17 protein-coding genes are annotated in these 16,074 nt (G+C 37.4%); all 17 read right to left on the bottom strand.

The window, feature by feature from the left end; genetic code table 11:
* Positions 1-942: an ornithine carbamoyltransferase gene (gene argF, locus TKV_RS02595; protein WP_049684635.1), complete on the bottom strand. Its 942-nt coding sequence runs from the start codon at positions 940-942 to the stop codon at positions 1-3.
* A 67-nt stretch (positions 943-1,009) separates the two neighbouring features.
* On the bottom strand, positions 1,010-1,315 hold the full coding sequence (locus tag TKV_RS13910; protein ID WP_268870112.1) for an arginine deiminase family protein: 306 nt from the start codon (positions 1,313-1,315) through the stop codon (positions 1,010-1,012).
* Positions 1,316-1,340: 25 nt separating this feature from the next.
* A complete protein-coding gene (locus TKV_RS14230) occupies positions 1,341-1,847 on the bottom strand; it encodes an arginine deiminase family protein (RefSeq protein ID WP_268870092.1) in 507 nt (168 codons plus the stop codon).
* A 246-nt stretch (positions 1,848-2,093) separates the two neighbouring features.
* A complete protein-coding gene (locus TKV_RS02585; RefSeq protein ID WP_049684634.1) occupies positions 2,094-3,245 on the bottom strand; it encodes an amidohydrolase in 1,152 nt (383 codons plus the stop codon).
* 117 nt (positions 3,246-3,362) lie between these two features.
* Positions 3,363-4,049 (bottom strand): TVP38/TMEM64 family protein, encoded by a 687-nt coding sequence (locus tag TKV_RS02580; protein ID WP_049684633.1) that lies wholly within the window; start codon positions 4,047-4,049, stop codon positions 3,363-3,365.
* Between the two features lie 554 nt (positions 4,050-4,603).
* Positions 4,604-5,401, bottom strand: a complete 798-nt coding sequence (locus TKV_RS02575; protein ID WP_049684632.1) for an ABC transporter ATP-binding protein — start codon at positions 5,399-5,401, stop codon at positions 4,604-4,606.
* A gap of 29 nt (positions 5,402-5,430) precedes the next feature.
* On the bottom strand, positions 5,431-6,501 hold the full coding sequence (locus TKV_RS02570; protein WP_201769483.1) for a FecCD family ABC transporter permease: 1,071 nt from the start codon (positions 6,499-6,501) through the stop codon (positions 5,431-5,433).
* Positions 6,502-6,574: 73 nt separating this feature from the next.
* Positions 6,575-7,015, bottom strand: a complete 441-nt coding sequence (locus TKV_RS02565) for an ABC transporter substrate-binding protein (RefSeq protein WP_049684630.1) — start codon at positions 7,013-7,015, stop codon at positions 6,575-6,577.
* Between the two features lie 32 nt (positions 7,016-7,047).
* On the bottom strand, positions 7,048-8,148 hold the full coding sequence (locus tag TKV_RS02560) for an ABC transporter substrate-binding protein (protein ID WP_201769482.1): 1,101 nt from the start codon (positions 8,146-8,148) through the stop codon (positions 7,048-7,050).
* 74 nt (positions 8,149-8,222) lie between these two features.
* Positions 8,223-8,837: a flavin reductase family protein gene (locus TKV_RS02555; protein WP_049684629.1), complete on the bottom strand. Its 615-nt coding sequence runs from the start codon at positions 8,835-8,837 to the stop codon at positions 8,223-8,225.
* Between the two features lie 74 nt (positions 8,838-8,911).
* Positions 8,912-9,805, bottom strand: coding sequence for a Rossmann-like domain-containing protein (locus tag TKV_RS02550; RefSeq protein ID WP_049684628.1), 894 nt, complete (start codon positions 9,803-9,805; stop codon positions 8,912-8,914).
* A gap of 60 nt (positions 9,806-9,865) precedes the next feature.
* Complete coding sequence (locus TKV_RS02545; RefSeq protein ID WP_049684627.1) at positions 9,866-10,972, bottom strand: iron ABC transporter substrate-binding protein; 1,107 nt, start codon at positions 10,970-10,972, stop codon at positions 9,866-9,868.
* Positions 10,973-11,268: 296 nt separating this feature from the next.
* Complete coding sequence (locus TKV_RS02540) at positions 11,269-12,057, bottom strand: ABC transporter permease (RefSeq protein WP_049684626.1); 789 nt, start codon at positions 12,055-12,057, stop codon at positions 11,269-11,271.
* A 90-nt stretch (positions 12,058-12,147) separates the two neighbouring features.
* Positions 12,148-12,978, bottom strand: a complete 831-nt coding sequence (locus tag TKV_RS02535) for an ABC transporter permease (RefSeq protein WP_049684625.1) — start codon at positions 12,976-12,978, stop codon at positions 12,148-12,150.
* Positions 12,950-13,849 carry an ABC transporter ATP-binding protein gene (locus TKV_RS02530; RefSeq protein WP_236617311.1) on the bottom strand — a complete coding sequence of 300 codons (900 nt, stop codon included), beginning with the start codon at positions 13,847-13,849 and terminating at the stop codon, positions 12,950-12,952. Before TKV_RS02530 ends, TKV_RS02535 begins: the two co-directional genes overlap by 29 nt.
* Positions 13,850-14,044: 195 nt before the next feature.
* Positions 14,045-14,845, bottom strand: coding sequence for a vWA domain-containing protein (locus TKV_RS13120; protein ID WP_173402319.1), 801 nt, complete (start codon positions 14,843-14,845; stop codon positions 14,045-14,047).
* A gap of 80 nt (positions 14,846-14,925) precedes the next feature.
* Complete coding sequence (locus TKV_RS13115; RefSeq protein WP_173402318.1) at positions 14,926-16,071, bottom strand: ATP-binding protein; 1,146 nt, start codon at positions 16,069-16,071, stop codon at positions 14,926-14,928.
* Positions 16,072-16,074 lie beyond the last annotated feature (3 nt).

The raw sequence follows: 16,074 nt of genomic DNA, 5'->3' as shown, positions 1-16,074 counted from the left end.
TTAAAGCATAGTAGCTATCATCACAGCTTTAATGGTATGTTTTCTGTTTTCCGCCTGGTCCCATACTCTTGAGTTTTTACCTTCGATAACCTCAAAAGTAACCTCTTGTCCTTTTACTGCAGGTAAACAGTGTAAAAATATTGTATCTTCCCTTCCTGTTTTTTTCATCATGTCTTCATTGACTTGGAAAGGTCTTAACAAAGCTTCCCTCTCTTGCGCCTTTGCCTCTTCTCCCATTGAAGCCCACACATCAGTGTAAATTGCATCTGCACCTTCAAGACCTTCTCCTGGCACACTTGTAAGTTCAAAAGTTCCTCCGTTTTCAGCAGCCATTTGCCTAATTTCATCTATAAATTCCTGTGATGGCCACAATTCTTTTGGCGAATTAATCACATAATGCATTCCCATTTTCGCACAGCCTACCGCTAAGGTATTTGCCATATTATTTCTTCCGTCCCCTACAAATACAAGCTTTCTACCTTTTAAGCTTCCAAATTCCTCTTCTATCGTCATGAGGTCAGCTAAAACCTGCGTTGGATGATATTCGTCAGTTAATCCGTTGTACACAGGCACACCTGCATATTTAGCCAGAATTTCTACCGTCTCCTGCTTAAATCCTCTAAACTCTATTGCGTCAAACATTCTTCCCAAAACTCTTGCAGTATCCTCTATTGATTCCTTTGCTCCCAATTGAATGTCGTCTGTTGACAAAAATACTGGATGCCCTCCTTCTTCCCCAAAGGCAGTCTCAAAAGCACATCTCGTTCTCGTTGACCTTTTTTCAAAAATGAGTGCTATGGTTTTACCTAAAAATCTTTGATGTACAACTCCCGCTTTTCTTTCCGACTTCACTTGTTTTGCAATGTCCAAAATATATCTTATTTCCTGAGGTGTGTAATCTTTTAAAGTTAACAAACTTCTACCTTTTAGATTAAATGCCATATAGTATCCTCCTTTCAGTAATTTTACTTTTTAATTTTATATTATCTTTCAATATTAGTCAAAAACTTTATATATCATCTCGATTAAGAGGCATTGACATGCACCTTGGTCCTCCTCGACCTCTTACTAGCTCAGAGCCTTCAATCTCAATAACTTTTATGCCATGATTTCTCAAAGTGTTATTCGTTATTTCATTTCTGTTGTATGCCATAACAACTCCTGGCGCAATAGCCAAAGTATTCGTACTGTCATTCCATTGTTCTCTCGCCCCTCTTATCTCGTCACCCCCTCCACTTTCAATGAGAGTAACTTTGTCAAGATTTAAAGCCTCTTTTAAAACTTTTGCAAAATCCTCCTCTACTTTTACTTTGATGCTTTCAGCATTCCCTCATGTAACTCTATAAATCTTTAACCATGCCGGGATAAATCAAAAACTTATCTACATCTACCATCGTAAAAACTGTGTCAAGGTGCATAAAAGTCCTTTTTTTCGGTATTTCTATGGCAATTATCTCTTTTTTTAAAAGACCTGCAATGGCATAATTGACAATTTCTTTTGGAGTTTTGTCTCTGAAAAAATTTGTAATTGTTTTCTTGATTTCTGAAGATACGTTCATATATGATACTAAGTCATATATAAAAAATTCCTTTACTGCACTGTCTTCTAACACTTCTTCTAACAAATCTTCCACATAATAAACTTTTACTCCATTGTCCTTTAAAGCTTGTGCAAATTTGTCATGCTCTTCCTGAATCCTTCTAAGCCATGGAATGTCATCAAAAAGGAGCTCACTCAAAAATTCAGGTGTCAACCTTTCAAGTTCACTTCCAGGTCTGTGGAGCATGACAGAATTTAGTTTGCCGATTTCAGAATATACATGTAGAGAATTCGTATTTTCCTTCAACTCTGTAACCCCCTCTGATACCTTTCTACTCCCTAACCCTTGTATTCCCTTTTATGTAAAAATTTTAGTAATTATTCAAATTTATCTAGCAAAGCCTTTAAAAACAGCACAAACAAAACAATTTATGAATAAAAATAAAATTACAGCTTTGTCAGTGCATAAAAAATTTTTTAAAGTTATAAAAAATTACTTACACGATTAAAGGCTATTTATTAGCCTACTGCTAAATAAATAGCCTTTTAAAATTTACGCCTTATGTACTAATTTACCGTTAATAAATACGTATTTTGCCTTTGTTTTTACTTCAAGAGGATCACCATCAAACACAACAATATCGGCATCTTTCCCTTTTTCAAGGCTTCCTACCCTGTCATCGATTCCTAAAATTTTAGCAGGATTTATGGTAATAGCTTTCAAAGCCTCCATTTCATCCATTCCGTCTTTTACTGCTAAAGCAGCACACAATGGTAAGTAATTTATAGGTATTACAGGATGGTCTGTCATTATTGCAACTGTAAGACCTGCTTTTGAAAGAATACCCGCTGTCTTAAAACTTAAGTTCACAAGCTCTATCTTTGACCTTTCAGACAATGAAGGTCCAACAATAACCTTAGCATTTTCTTTAACCAATTCATCAACAATTAAATGCCCATCGGTACAATGGTCAAGAGTAATAACGACATTAAATTCTTTTGCAATTCTTAAAGCTGTAAATATATCATCTGCTCTGTGAGCATGAGCCTTTAATGGAATCTCCCTTTTTAACACTTTCACCATTGCTTCAAGACCTAAATCTCTATCGGGCTTTTTGTCTTCGTCTGCGTGTTCCATCTTTTCCATATATTCTTGTGCTTTTACAAGTTCCTGCCTTAAAAGGGCTGCAACCGCCATCCTCGTCGAAGGCATTTTATGCTGTTCATGGTAAACAGATTTGGGATTTTCGCCAAAGGCAACTTTTATCGCAACAGGTTCTTTTATTATCATGTCGTCTATTCTTTTGCCGTACGTCTTTATTGCGGCAAATTGCCCTCCTATGACATTGGCACTGCCAGGACCTGTTGCCACAGCTGTAACCCCTGCTTGATACGCCTCCTCAAAATATTTATCCATTGGATTTATTCCGTCAATTGCTCTTAATTGAGGAGTTACAGGGTCTGTCGCCTCATTTCCATCTGCTCCTTCAAAGCCCATGGCATTTTCCCACATTCCAAGATGGCAGTGGGCATCAATTAAACCTGGCATAACTATTAATCCTTCTACGTCAATCACTTCTGCATCCAGAGGAGCAATCAAATCCTCTCCAACATCTACAATTTTCCCGTCGTCGATGAGCACATCTCCTTTTTCATAAATTTTACCGGTCATCGTTAAAACTCTACCGCCTTTTAATAAATACATGTAATTCCCCCCTAAGTCCATTATATATTAACATTATAGCATAAGGAAACGATTTTATGAAATCATTATCTTTACAAAATAAATTCGCTAAACTTTTCTGTCCAGCCACGCCAAATCTTACTTTTTAAAGTTTTTTAACTTTTCCATCACAAAATCTTTTTTATAAAGTCCTATTAAAAACAATATCACTGCAACAGCAGCTACTAATCCCGCCATAAAATAATTTTTGCTTCCCAAATTCGCCCCTATGTATGCCGAAAAAAATATACCTGGAAGTCTCGCAAAAAGTGTGATTATAAAAAAATTGTAAAATTTAACTGGAGTTATGCCTGCAATGTATGAAAGGGCATCTTTGGGCATTCCCGGAATAAAAAACAGCAAAAAGAGAATAAATTCCCCTTTAGGATTATTTATAATATAATCAAATTTTTTCAAATTTTCCTCTGAAACAATACTTCTCACAAAATTATAACCTAAAACTCTCGCTATCAAAAAGCAAATAAGAGAACCTATAGTAATACCTATGACAGAATATAAAGTGCCTAAAAAAGTCCCAAAAAGGTATCCCCCTGCAATTTGCACTACTTCTCCTGGTATGACAAATACCACCACTTGAATTATTTGAACTCCTATAAATACAATAATACCAAGCTTTCCAAAGCTGTGTATCCACTGCCTAAATTTATCGGGACTGTTAATTAGTATAGTTAAATTCTTCCCAAAAGTCACCATAGCCGCTATTAATGCAATGGCAAAAATGACTATTAAAATTAAATTTAGTATGTTAGTTTTGTTAATTTTCATCCACCCACACCTCAGTAAATTTATTAAACTATCTCTTATTATATATTGAGGTGCATGTAGTATCAAGCTTTATAAAAGTCTAATACTATTTGTTTGTTTTCTTGATTTAGAAAAATGAGTTTAGCCTGTATTACTACCATGTTTTTTGGCCCCTTTGCCTTTTTGATGTTCTAACGGGCATTTATCAATCTTCCTTTTTCCTCAGTTCATCAATGTAGTTTTGTTTTTATCGTATAGCATTTTAATCCTTTTTATGTTTAATAGCACTTATCATCACTTAATTAAAACTATACCATTTTTTACTTTTTATTTCAACTGTTGATACCTCCTCCTTTGAAATTATGAGCTTATGTTCATAATTTCATTATAGAGGCTACTTACATTCATGTCAATAAAGGTTTGCCCCTCTCTACTCCCCTTTCTCTTATACTTGGTTTTATAGTAAAAAAAATCCTTCCCGGAGGAAGGATAAGTGTGCTTTATTAAATTATTAAAATTTTTACAATCTCACTTTAACTTTAGTATAGTAGATTTATAGTTCACTGTCAATATGATTACGTAAAACTTCTAATATCTACCTCTTCTACAAGAGGCTCAATTGGTAAAACATAAAATCCAAACTCTGTCTCTATTATGGAAGCAGAAACACCATATACTTCCCTGATATTATTTTCAGTAATAACTTCCTCAGGTTTACCTATAGCGTAAATATACCCATCCTTGAGCATCACCAACTTATCTGCAAATCTTGATGCAAGATTTAAATCATGGACAACTACTATAACTATACGGCCCTCTGTTTGGGCAATCTTTTTTATTATCTCAAAAACTTCTAATTGATGTCTTATATCAAGGTTGCTTGTAGGCTCATCAAAGAGAAATATTTCAGGCTGTTGTGCCAGTGCACGTGCCACAAAAACCTTTTGCCTCTGTCCTCCGCTTAATTGATCGAGAGACCTCTCTGCCAGTTCTTCTATATCCATAAATTTCATGACTTTTGAGACAATATTAAGATCTTCTTCTGTTACGCCCCATTTTAAATGAGGTTTTCTACCCATGAGAACTGTTTCCATCACGGTAAAGGGAAAAATTTCTCTGCTATCCTGGGGTACATATCCCATCGCTTTGGCAAGTTCTTTCAAATCTTTTGATGCAATATCTTTACCGTTTAAATAAACAACACCTTCTTGCGGTTTTAACAATCGAGCTATACATTTTAAAAGTGTGGATTTACCTGCACCATTAGGACCTATGATACTTACTACTTCTCCTTTTTCCATTTCAACAGTTATGTTATTTAATACTTTATGACTTTTGTAAAAAAAGCATATATTTTGAACTGATATTTTCATACTAATCACCTTTTATACTTTTATATTTTTTAGTGAAATTTCTTTCTTCTTAAAAGCATGTAAAGAAAATAAGGACCTCCTACTAAACCCATTATTATGCCAACAGGCAACTCTACCGGAGCAATAATCGTTCGTCCAATAGTATCTGCAAGAAGAAGAATTAGAGCTCCCATGACACAGGAACATGGAATTAAAAATCTGTTATCACTTCCTATTAATATACGGGATACATGAGGTGCTACTAGACCAATAAAACCGATAACTCCTGTAAATGCCACCGTGGCTGAAGCAGCTAAAGTAGCTATGGTAAGGCATACGAACTGAAGTCTTTTAACATTTACACCAAGGTTTGTTGCTACATCCTCTCCGGCAGAGAGGGCGTTCATATCCCATGCATAACCCATTAAAATAACCATACATATGACCACAACAGGTGTAAGTAAACTCACGGCCTGCCATGATGCGCCCCACATGCCCCCCATTAACCATACAACAAGGTCTTTTAATGCCTCATTGTTTGAAAAGTATTTTAATGCTGATACACCAGCCGAAAAGATATAACCTAAAGCTACACCTGCAAGTACAAGAGTTTCGGGAGAGCTTCCTTTTATACGGGCAAGTCCAATTACGATAAAGATTGTTAGAAAACCAAAAACAAAAGCGTTAAAGGCAATTAAATAGGTTCCAACAACTTCAAAATGGTTTCCTAAGATGCTCTTTCCCAGTACAATGCCAATCGCTGCTCCCAGAGAGGCTGCTCCCGACATTCCCAAAGTATACGGGCTTACAAGAGGGTTATGAAGTATACCCTGCATAACTGCTCCAGCTCCTGCAAGTGCTATGCCTGTAAGAACAGCTAACAATATGCGCGGAAGTCTCAGCTGCATAACTATTGTTTCGGCTAAGCTATTGCTGTAAGTATATTTTAAATGGAATATTTTGTTTGCAAGAACCTTTATTACATCACTTATGCTTATTGAAGCTGCTCCAACAGCGACAGCATATAATACTGCTGCTGCCAATAACAGCACCAATATCATTATAATGAAAATCCTTTTCCATATATGCTTTGCATATATTTCGTTGAGCTTTTCAGTCAAATTTATCCACCTTCCTCAATTTATATTAATTTATATTGAATAGTTCACATGAGTGAACTATTCAATAGCTCCATTATTTTTCAGGATAAACCCATATGCCTTTCATGGGTATCCCCAGCCATTTTTCAAAATACTCCTTTAAAAGCTGATCGGGGTTGACATCTTTAAAACGGTCAGGATAAAACCATTTAGCAAAATAAACTGCTTCACTAAACCTGAATAAATTTGAAATATTTGTAAAATATATTCGATTATTCTTAACTGCATCTGTTTTACTTAGAACAGGGTCTTTTTTAATATCATTTGCTAATTTCATAACCGCCGAATAATCGTTTATTGTATAACCTAATAAATCACTGCTGTACACAAATATAATAACCTCCGGATTTTTCTCTATTAACCATTCTGCACTTACATCTGTTGTATTTGGTGATGGTTCTAAATCAGCCGTTATATTATTTCCTCCTGCAAATTTTATTACTTGATCAAGTGTAAGAGAATTACCCTCCTGCACTCAGTGAACTTTTAAATATTAACATCAAAAGCTTATTGTACTGGATAAACCCATACCCCTTTATATTCCTGTCCATAAAACTTTTTGAGCATCTCTTTGTGAATCGATTGCGGATTTACATCCTTAAATAGCTCTGGATGAAGCCACTTAGCAATATACCATTCTCCCGCTGCACCTTGAGGTGCGCATGTAATTTTTGAACTTACTAAATAAACTCGTCCATTTTTTACGGCATTAGTATTTTTAAGAGCAGGACGATTCAAAATTTGCTGGCGTATTTCTTCAAGTTTTTTAATATCACCATTCCACCCAGTTATTGGTGCATCCACGTATTTAATAATTACATCTGGATTTTTTGATGCAACCCACTCTGGAGTTACTGTGGGATAAGATAATTTCTGGTCAGCAGCAATATTAATTCCTCCAGCCCATTCAATAAGAGAGTGGGCACCAGAACCATAGCTTTGGGTTTTCCAATCTCCCAAGCCAGATTCCCAATAAACCTTAGGTTTATCTTTTTCAGTCAAACCTTTTGTGCGATCTCTTATTGCCTGCCATTGTTTTTCAATATAGTTGGCATATTCATGTGCTCGTGTTTGGCATTTAAAAACCTTGCCCAAGGTTTCAATTTCTGATGTAATCAATTCTGTTCTATAGCCGTAAATTTTAAGAACTGGAATTCCGCAATTTAAAAGTTGTGTTTTTAGCTTCGGATCCAAAAAACCCTCAATAACTAAATCAGGTTTTAACTCTATAATCTTCTCTATACTCGGCGTATTTGAAGCTCCTACAGAAGGTATATTTTTGACAAAGTCCGGCCATCCATTCTTTTCTTTAGTATAATCATCAACCGCAATTACTGTATTCTCAACCCCGATCGCTTTTAACATCTCAGCACCATAGCACCCTAAAACTACCACCTTTTTAGGAGGAGCAAGAATCGAAACTTCATCTTCTATAATCTGTCCTTTTTCGTCAAGCAATTGCTCTTTTACAATAATTTTCTCTTGTTTATTTTCAGTTTGCTGCTTTTGTTTAGAATCTTCAGGCTTAACCGGATTGGCAAGTCCAAAAGCAGGCAATAATGACATCAATAGAACAAAAATCATCAAAAAGCAAATCTTCTTTTTCAATTTCAACACCTCTTTCAATTTTTTAATCTTTCTCTTTAACCTTTTCAGCACATTCCCTACAGGTCATCCAATTTCTACCCATTTTCGCCGGTAATCGTGGGTGCTTCATCCTTTTTGTTCAGGAACATTTCTGCATAACCAGCATACCTGCCTGCAAAAACCGGCCGGGTAAACCACATACCTTGGTCACCGAGCATCACTGATAGCGGTTTGGCCTTCTCGTAGTCCATCTCCCCGTATTTATTGAAGTAATAGTCATCCACATCCAAATTCACTACTTTACCAATGACCAATGAATAGTTTTTTCTGCTAATTTCCTCTACCAGCATACACTCCACCCAGGCTAAGCAACCTTCAATTCCCGGCGCTTTAACTTTTTTAGAAGGACGAGGCTTTAAACCGGCTTGCTCAAACTCATCAACTTCCGGCGGATAATTTTTGGAACAAATCATTACTGCATCAGCCAAATCAACAGGCGGTACATTAATCACAAATTCCCCTGTTTCCCGGATATTGTCTAAAGTATCGCGCTTAATCCATGAAGCCAAAACTATGTCGTCAAAAGGTCTTAAAATTGGTGTGATATTTGACCACGGAGCAATGTTACGTATCCCATCCTTGCTAACAGTGGAAACCAGCACAACTGGAAGTGGCATAACCTGTTCCCTCTGATTTGTTTTTAGAATCACTGTCATTCACCCCCTTTTTACTTGCTTTTTAACTTTGTCTGCTCAAAATTCCTAAGAATATCCTCAGAGCATCTTTAAGGTTTTATCTTTTTCATTCTGCCTTTTGGGCAGATCAACATATGCTTTAAATCCATTTCGCTGTACCAATAACCTCGGCTGTTGATAAAACGCTTTTTAAATTGTTCTCCGCTTGGAAATACAATAGCACCTATCAAATCAACACCTGCATCAAACAGCGCCTTAGGATAGAAGGTATTAGTGGGACCCATCATCATAACAAAGCGTGCATTTTTAGTAAACTCAAGAAGTGGCAAAACGGTTCCGTTAGCTATGGTCATACCTGTCATTATTACAACATCAGCATGCTCTAAAACTTCCTTGCTCTTAGAAGAAGGAAAAACCCTTACATTTGTATTCTCAGATTTTGCTTTATATATGTCAAAATCACCTATTGGCTCTAACTCTAAAATATTTACTTCTTTAACAAAAGTCGAAATTTGTGCAACAAAACCATAAAAGTATCCAACAAAAGCTACAACATCTTTACTATCAATTAAACCTAAATCCAAAATGGCCGAGAGGGCTGGCTTTGATAGCATTTTTGCATCAAAGCCATGAGCTCTTAAAGCATTTTCATCCCACATAAATTTATGTGATAATGCTGCAAGGATTGAAATTATTACAGAAAGGTCAAACATCCTCATATTACCTTGCTCTAACCTGTTTATAACTTTGTAAGCATCAAGATTTATGAGCTCTTCAAGAAAAGATAGGTCAATTGGGACATCAAAACCATTGTTGCCCATTCCACAACCTATATACCCATCTTCACAAGTAATATAGCTAAAAGTCCATGGTGTGAAAAGGCGCGTTGAACGGGTTACAATAACATCTAACAGGTTACCTTTGACACCCAAAGCCCTTAGCTCATCAATGGTCTTCTTTATAATCTCATAACTCATTTTCATTAATTACCCCCTTTCAGCTTTTTAAAATCATCCTTTAAACCCATTTCAATCCATTTATTTTTAACTGCCAAGGTCCAATTTCTTAAACCCACTTAAACTCTTTTTCATATCTTTATACAAAGGTTTACCCAAAAAAAACTTGTAAATATCATCAGCTTTTTGTTCTGGGTTGATATCCTTAAATCGCTCAGGGAAAATCACTTTTCCTGCCCAATAAGCATCAGCTATGGCATTCTCAATATTTATGTCGTAACAAACATATGGTAACTGTGTATAAACCTGTCCTTTTTTAAACGCTTTTATGGATTGGTAAAACTGGGAATTTTTCTTGTAATCATCTTTCACTAAAGAAAGCCCAAATTCATCAATAAAAATGATGTCAGGATCCCAACTTAAAAGTTTTTCCTTGTCAATTATGATACTTCCTGTTTTTCCAGTTTCATCAGCAACATTTTTGGCATTAATAAGATTCAAAGGTCTATACTTGCCTTGGGTACTCTCAATGCCATGTACTCCATAAAAACCTATTCCGCATACATAGACTTTGGGCTTTTTGTCTTCAGAAATATTTTTCGTTCTATTGTTCAAATCTTGCTCACATCTTTTAAGATAATCAACCACTTCTTGTGCTCTTTTTTCTTTACCTATAATCCTGCCGACGATTTGCAAAGATTTATAAACATCTTCGCTAAATGCACATTTCTCTCCATACTTCAGTGCCACAACAGGGATATGCGTTTGTGTTTGCAGTTTATCCGGATCCATATCTCCATAATGGACATAAAAGATTACATCCGGTTTAAGTTTAATTATCTCCTCCATATTTAAGCTATTCCCTTTACCAACTTGCGGTAAATTTTTTAACTCTGGATGAGCCAAAAGATATGGTTTATAAGCATCAGAAAATTTGGATAAAGTTTCAATACCTACCACTTTATCTAATCCATCTAGATAAGAAATAAGCCGTGTAGCGCTCTCATTAACTGATACTATTTTCTTTGCTGGAATAGGGACCTCAACCTTACGACCAATTGCATCGGTAACAACAACTTTCTGTGGTGTGGAAGCCGATGATTTTGTTGTCTGACTTGAATTATTAACCCCACATGCAGATAACAAAGACATCATTAAAACAAAAATCATCAAAAAGCAAATCTTCTTTTTCATTTAAACTCTTCCTCCTTTTTGGAATTTTTAATTTTGCATTTTTCTCTGTTAAGAATTTTTCTTAACTGCACATGATAATCTTTTTTGCATTGCACATCTCTTTACAACATTCTTGATTCCCTTCTCCTGAGTTTTCCCTCATCTGAACTTTACTTTCTTTCATATCACCTCCTCTCATAGTTAACTTAAATTTGCAAATTAATGCTCACTGGGTAACCCATACACCCTACCCGTGCGTTACGCTTTCACAGACAGATTTATGTAATAAACAAAACCTTTTTCTCAGAATTACATTACTACATTTCCTTTAACCTCCACCACCCCAGCAAGAAAAAAGCCAAGCCCCATACTCCCACCAAAGCTGCCTGCCCGGCATCCACTCCTCTTACAGATAGCGTAGAACGCAATAACTGGGCAGCTGGAGTAAGAGGAAATAACCAGACACAATCTTGCAAGAAACCGGGTAAACGCTCAATCGGAATTAAAGTTCCGCTCAAAAAGGTCATGGGTACCAGTATAAACTCGCTGACCAGGGCGTGATCGTCAAAAGAGCGTAAACATAATCCAATAAAGACACCCATGGCGCCAAAACAGAAAGATACCAACAGCATCGCCCAGAAAAAAGCCCACTTAAGTTTCAATGCAGGGATAAACATAAATGCCATTGCCGTCGTAATCAAACCGGCTATCAGTCCACGCATAGCACCAGCCAGGGTATATCCTATACACAGGGAAATTTCACCTATCGGGGCAAGTCGATAGGATTCAAAAGTCTGGAAGTGAATACGCGTATAAAACATGCGTATTATTACTGACGTCACTCCATTGTTAAACAGAGTTAGAGCCACTACTCCCGGTATTAAGAATTCCAAATAGCTTATACCACCTGGCATGGCCATTCGCATCCAACGCCCCACACCAAAGCCAAAAGAAAGCAGGAAAATCACAGGAGATAGCATATACATAACCAGATAGAGCCAAAAATGGTTTCGCCAGTAGATCATCTCTTCCCAAATAATGGGGTACCAGCTTGGTGGAGAGAAAGCAACTCTTTCTACACTACCAGAATAAAAACCATTAGTCAAAAATATCCTCCTCTCACCTCTGCATATCCTGACAACTCCCGTACAATAGGTAATTTCAACCTAAACTACCTGACAAATAGTCTGATATCTTCAACTATTAACCTTCCTCTTCAACAAGAAATAAGCCATAAGGCAAAATCCGGTCAGCCAGCCCAGGCTCTGTAAAAACCAATCCACATGCCCAGTACCAGTCAGTGCAAGTGAGCGCAAGTTATAAGTGGCTGCTGTCAAAGGCAAGCTCCAGCTTAAGTGTAACAGTAGTCCAGGCAATTGCTCTACCGGAAAAAAAGTACCACAGAAAAATGTCATTGGCGATATAAATAAATTAGTAAACATCAAAGTATCCTTATCACTCCCAGCAACCATAGCTACGGCAACGGCTAAGCAGGCAAAAGTCAGACAAATGACAAACAACTGAACAAGAAAATACAGCGATATAAAAAATCCATGCACAAAAATGCGAACGAACAGAAATAGTAACAGGGCTAAGACAAACCCCTTACTTGCAGCTCCCAGCACGTGTCCGATTAAAAGAGAACTGTAAGAAATGGGGGCCAGCATGTATTCGTCCAGCACACGGTAAAAAGTACGTCTCAAAACAAACCAGTTAACAAGATCAGAATAGCTTGATGACACTGCTGCCATCACCACTAAACCAGGCACCAAAAATCCCAGATAGCTGTCCTCAGCACTTACTGTATGCCCACCCAGATTCCAGAAAAAAAGGAGCACAAAAATGAGCGGACGGTTGATACCACCAATGATAAAGCGCCACCAGCGCCGTCGCCAGGCCAGTCCCATGGCCACCACGATGGGCACCCAGTCCATACAATTCATGAACATGCGCTTGAGTGCACAAATTCCTGACGGCTCGATGCTGATAAACTTTGGGTTATTTTGAGGACAATTCTCTTGCTTCATGACCAGTCAACTCCACGAAAACATCTTCTAAATTGGTGCGCCGTACCACTGTGTCGCAGTCCTTTGTCCTTGCGTACTCACGAGCTTCGTCAATAGTGGCAAAGAAGTGCCGTTCAGTGCCTTGTTCATTCAGAAACTCCACACAATACCGGCCCAGCTTTTCCTTGAGCTCTGACGGCGTACCCAATGCAATAATCCGTCCATAATCGATGATGCCCACCCGATGGCATAAGCTGTCAGCTTCTTCGAGATAATGAGTAGTCAGTAACACCGTCATTCCGTCCTTGTTCATCAATTGGATCAGATCCCAGATCTTACGCCGTGTCTGTGGATCCAGTCCGATAGTCGGTTCATCCAGAAAAAGTATGGGCGGACGATGCATTAATGCACGGGCAATTAAAAGACGCCGTGCCATACCTCCTGAATAGTTCTGTACCTGTTGATCTGCTTTAGATGACAGTCCTACATAATCTATTAATTCTTTTATTCTTTTTTCCCGCTCAATACGAGACATTTTATGCAACATAGCATGTAAAACCAAGTTTTCCCGTCCGGTCAGTTCCCGTTCTAAGTTGTTAACTTGAGGCACTACGCCAATACGACGTTTGACCTCTACCGGGTTTCTGGTCACCGAGTAACCGGCTACATACAGTTCACCTGATGTTGGTTTAAGCAGGGTGGTAAGCATGCGGATGATGGTAGTCTTCCCTGCCCCATTTGGACCTAAAAGCCCGAAAATTTCTCCCTGCAAAACCTGGAAACTTATTCCAGCTACAGCTGTTACACAACCATACTTTTTAATCACGTTTTTCAGTTCTATCATTACAGCTTGATATTCCTGTGTATAGGTACCAGCTTCAGCATTTTTCAATTTTCCCCCACTCCTCAAGGTCTTCTTCCTTTTTTCTGGTTTCTTACCTTTAAAAAGGAGATCTTCTTGATCTCAATCCTGATTCTACATTTATTTCCTCATTTTGTTAAGATTATACTAAAAAACTTTTTACTGTCAACAAATTATTTTATCTCCTTTGTATCTTATTGATTAAATCTCAAGAAATATTCTTATCTACACATACAGGGATTGTTTTACAACATCTATTATTTTCTCAGCTTTAAGGTCATCAATCTTAAAATACTTTGCATCCATTAGATTTGCAATTTCTCTGGCAAGTCCAAAAGTTATGAAATTGTCCTTTTCCACGTCAATGACAATAGATTTTATCTCTTCTTTTTTTATCAACAATGCCATTTCCTTAACTTCTTCAATAGGTTTTTTAGAACCCCTGCTTACATTAGCTCTGCCATCGGAAATCAATACAATTATGGGATATATGTCAGGATTTCTGTACTTTGCATTTTTTATAACTTCCAGCCCCTTATATAACCCTTCAGCCAAGGGTGTTTTTCCTCCTGTAGGCAGTTCTTCCATCAGCTTATATGCCAGTTCTACACTAGATGTCGGCGGTAAAACTACTTCTGCCGTTTCTCCTTTAAATACAATCATTGCAACTTCATCTCTTTTTTGATAAGCATCAAGTAAAAGAGAAACAATTGCCCCTTTTGCAGCTTTTATCCGCTGATTAGCATTCATTGATCCACTTCCATCTACAACAAATACAATAAAATTACCAATCTTCTTTTCTCTCACCTTTTCTCTTATATCCCATTCTTTAATTGAAATTGCAACTCCTTCTTTTTTGCGGCTTTTTTGGTAAGGAGCAGCCGCTCTCAATGTAGCATCAAAGGCTATGTCATTGTTTTCATTATAAAATTTACTTCTTACATACCTTCCTTTCTTGCTATTAATTCTTGTAAGACTTCTTCTCCCTGAACCCTTTCTTCTTAAATTTTTATCTTTTGAAAACATAATCCTTTTGATAGAAAATTCCTCTCCTATCTCAAATACCTGCTCCTCTGAACCGTTATTATTTTCTCCCTCCTCTTCTTCTACAGATTTATCAGTTTTTTTTTATCTTCTCCTTCAACTTCTTGTTGCTGCTGTTGTTGTTGGCGTTGCTGTTCTTGTTGGCGTTGCTGCTGTTGATTTTGCGGTTTTGGTTGACTTTGCTGCTGCTTTTGCTGTTCTTTTAATATCTGTTCTAACTTTTCCTTATCCATTTGTGATTGCTCAAAGGGCTTCTTCCTCATTCTGTGAGGTAAAACAAGCTCTGCAGCCTCTTTCACTTCCTCCTCTTCTACTAACTCCTTCCCTTTATAAGCTGCAATAGTTGCTGCTGTTTTCATCATAACTATATCAGCTCGGTGGCCATCTACTCCCATATCAAGAGAAATTCGAGCTATCAGCTCAAGCATTTTATCATCAACACGGACATGAGGAAGAAGTTGCTTGGCACTGAAAATTTTTTGCCTTAATTCCTCCTGCTTCTCTTCCCATTTCTCAGCAAATTTTGCCGGGTCTTCTTCAAAGGCAAGACGGTTTTTTATTATCTCTACACGGGCTGATGGATCGTCTATCCCCTCTACTGATACACAAAGCCCAAACCTGTCTAAAAGCTGTGGCCTTAAATCCCCTTCTTCTGGATTCATTGTCCCTACAAGAATGAAATTAGCGGGATGCGAAAAGGATACTCCCTCCCTTTCTACAATGTTGACACCCATTGCCGCAGAATCCAATAATATATCCACTACATGGTCATCTAGAAGATTAACTTCGTCCACATAAAGAATTCCTCTGTTTGCTTCTGCAAGAACACCCGGTTCAAAGCATTTTTCCCCTTTTTTTATTGCCCTTTCTATATCAAGTGTACCCACAACTCTATCCTCTGTAGCACTTATTGGAAGATCTACTACCCGCATCTTTCGAGTTGTTACTGGAAGTTTTTCTCCCCTTTCCCACTTTTCCCTGCAGTTTGTACACATCTGGGCTGGGTTGTCTGGATCACAACCGAAGGGACAGCCTTCTACAACTCTTATTTCTGGTAAAAGTTCCGCCAAAGCACGAACTGCAGTAGATTTAGCTGTTCCTTTTTCTCCTCTTATTAAAACTCCACCTAATTTGGGATTTATAGCATTTAAAATCAGGGCTTTTTTCATCAATTTTTGCCCAACTATTGCACTGAATGGATAATACATCTT

Source organism: Thermoanaerobacter kivui, from assembly GCF_000763575.1.
Lineage (GTDB): Bacteria > Bacillota > Thermoanaerobacteria > Thermoanaerobacterales > Thermoanaerobacteraceae > Thermoanaerobacter > Thermoanaerobacter kivui.
Note: the sequence above shows the minus strand (reverse complement) of the source record. Positions and strands in the feature narration are given on the sequence as shown.

What these genes read in the sequence shown, in the direction of transcription:
- TKV_RS02575 (WP_049684632.1), bottom strand. Translation starts at nt 5,401, where the DNA reads ATGAAAATATCAGTTCAAAATATATGCTTTTTTTACAAAAGTCATAAA.
- TKV_RS02535 (WP_049684625.1), bottom strand. Translation starts at nt 12,978, where the DNA reads ATGAAGCAAGAGAATTGTCCTCAAAATAACCCAAAGTTTATCAGCATC.
- argF (WP_049684635.1), bottom strand. Translation starts at nt 942, where the DNA reads ATGGCATTTAATCTAAAAGGTAGAAGTTTGTTAACTTTAAAAGATTAC.
- TKV_RS02580 (WP_049684633.1), bottom strand. Translation starts at nt 4,049, where the DNA reads ATGAAAATTAACAAAACTAACATACTAAATTTAATTTTAATAGTCATT.
- TKV_RS02545 (WP_049684627.1), bottom strand. Translation starts at nt 10,972, where the DNA reads ATGAAAAAGAAGATTTGCTTTTTGATGATTTTTGTTTTAATGATGTCT.
- TKV_RS13115 (WP_173402318.1), bottom strand. Translation starts at nt 16,071, where the DNA reads ATGTATTATCCATTCAGTGCAATAGTTGGGCAAAAATTGATGAAAAAA.
- TKV_RS13120 (WP_173402319.1), bottom strand. Translation starts at nt 14,845, where the DNA reads ATGTTTTCAAAAGATAAAAATTTAAGAAGAAAGGGTTCAGGGAGAAGA.
- TKV_RS02550 (WP_049684628.1), bottom strand. Translation starts at nt 9,805, where the DNA reads ATGAAAATGAGTTATGAGATTATAAAGAAGACCATTGATGAGCTAAGG.
- TKV_RS02585 (WP_049684634.1), bottom strand. Translation starts at nt 3,245, where the DNA reads ATGTATTTATTAAAAGGCGGTAGAGTTTTAACGATGACCGGTAAAATT.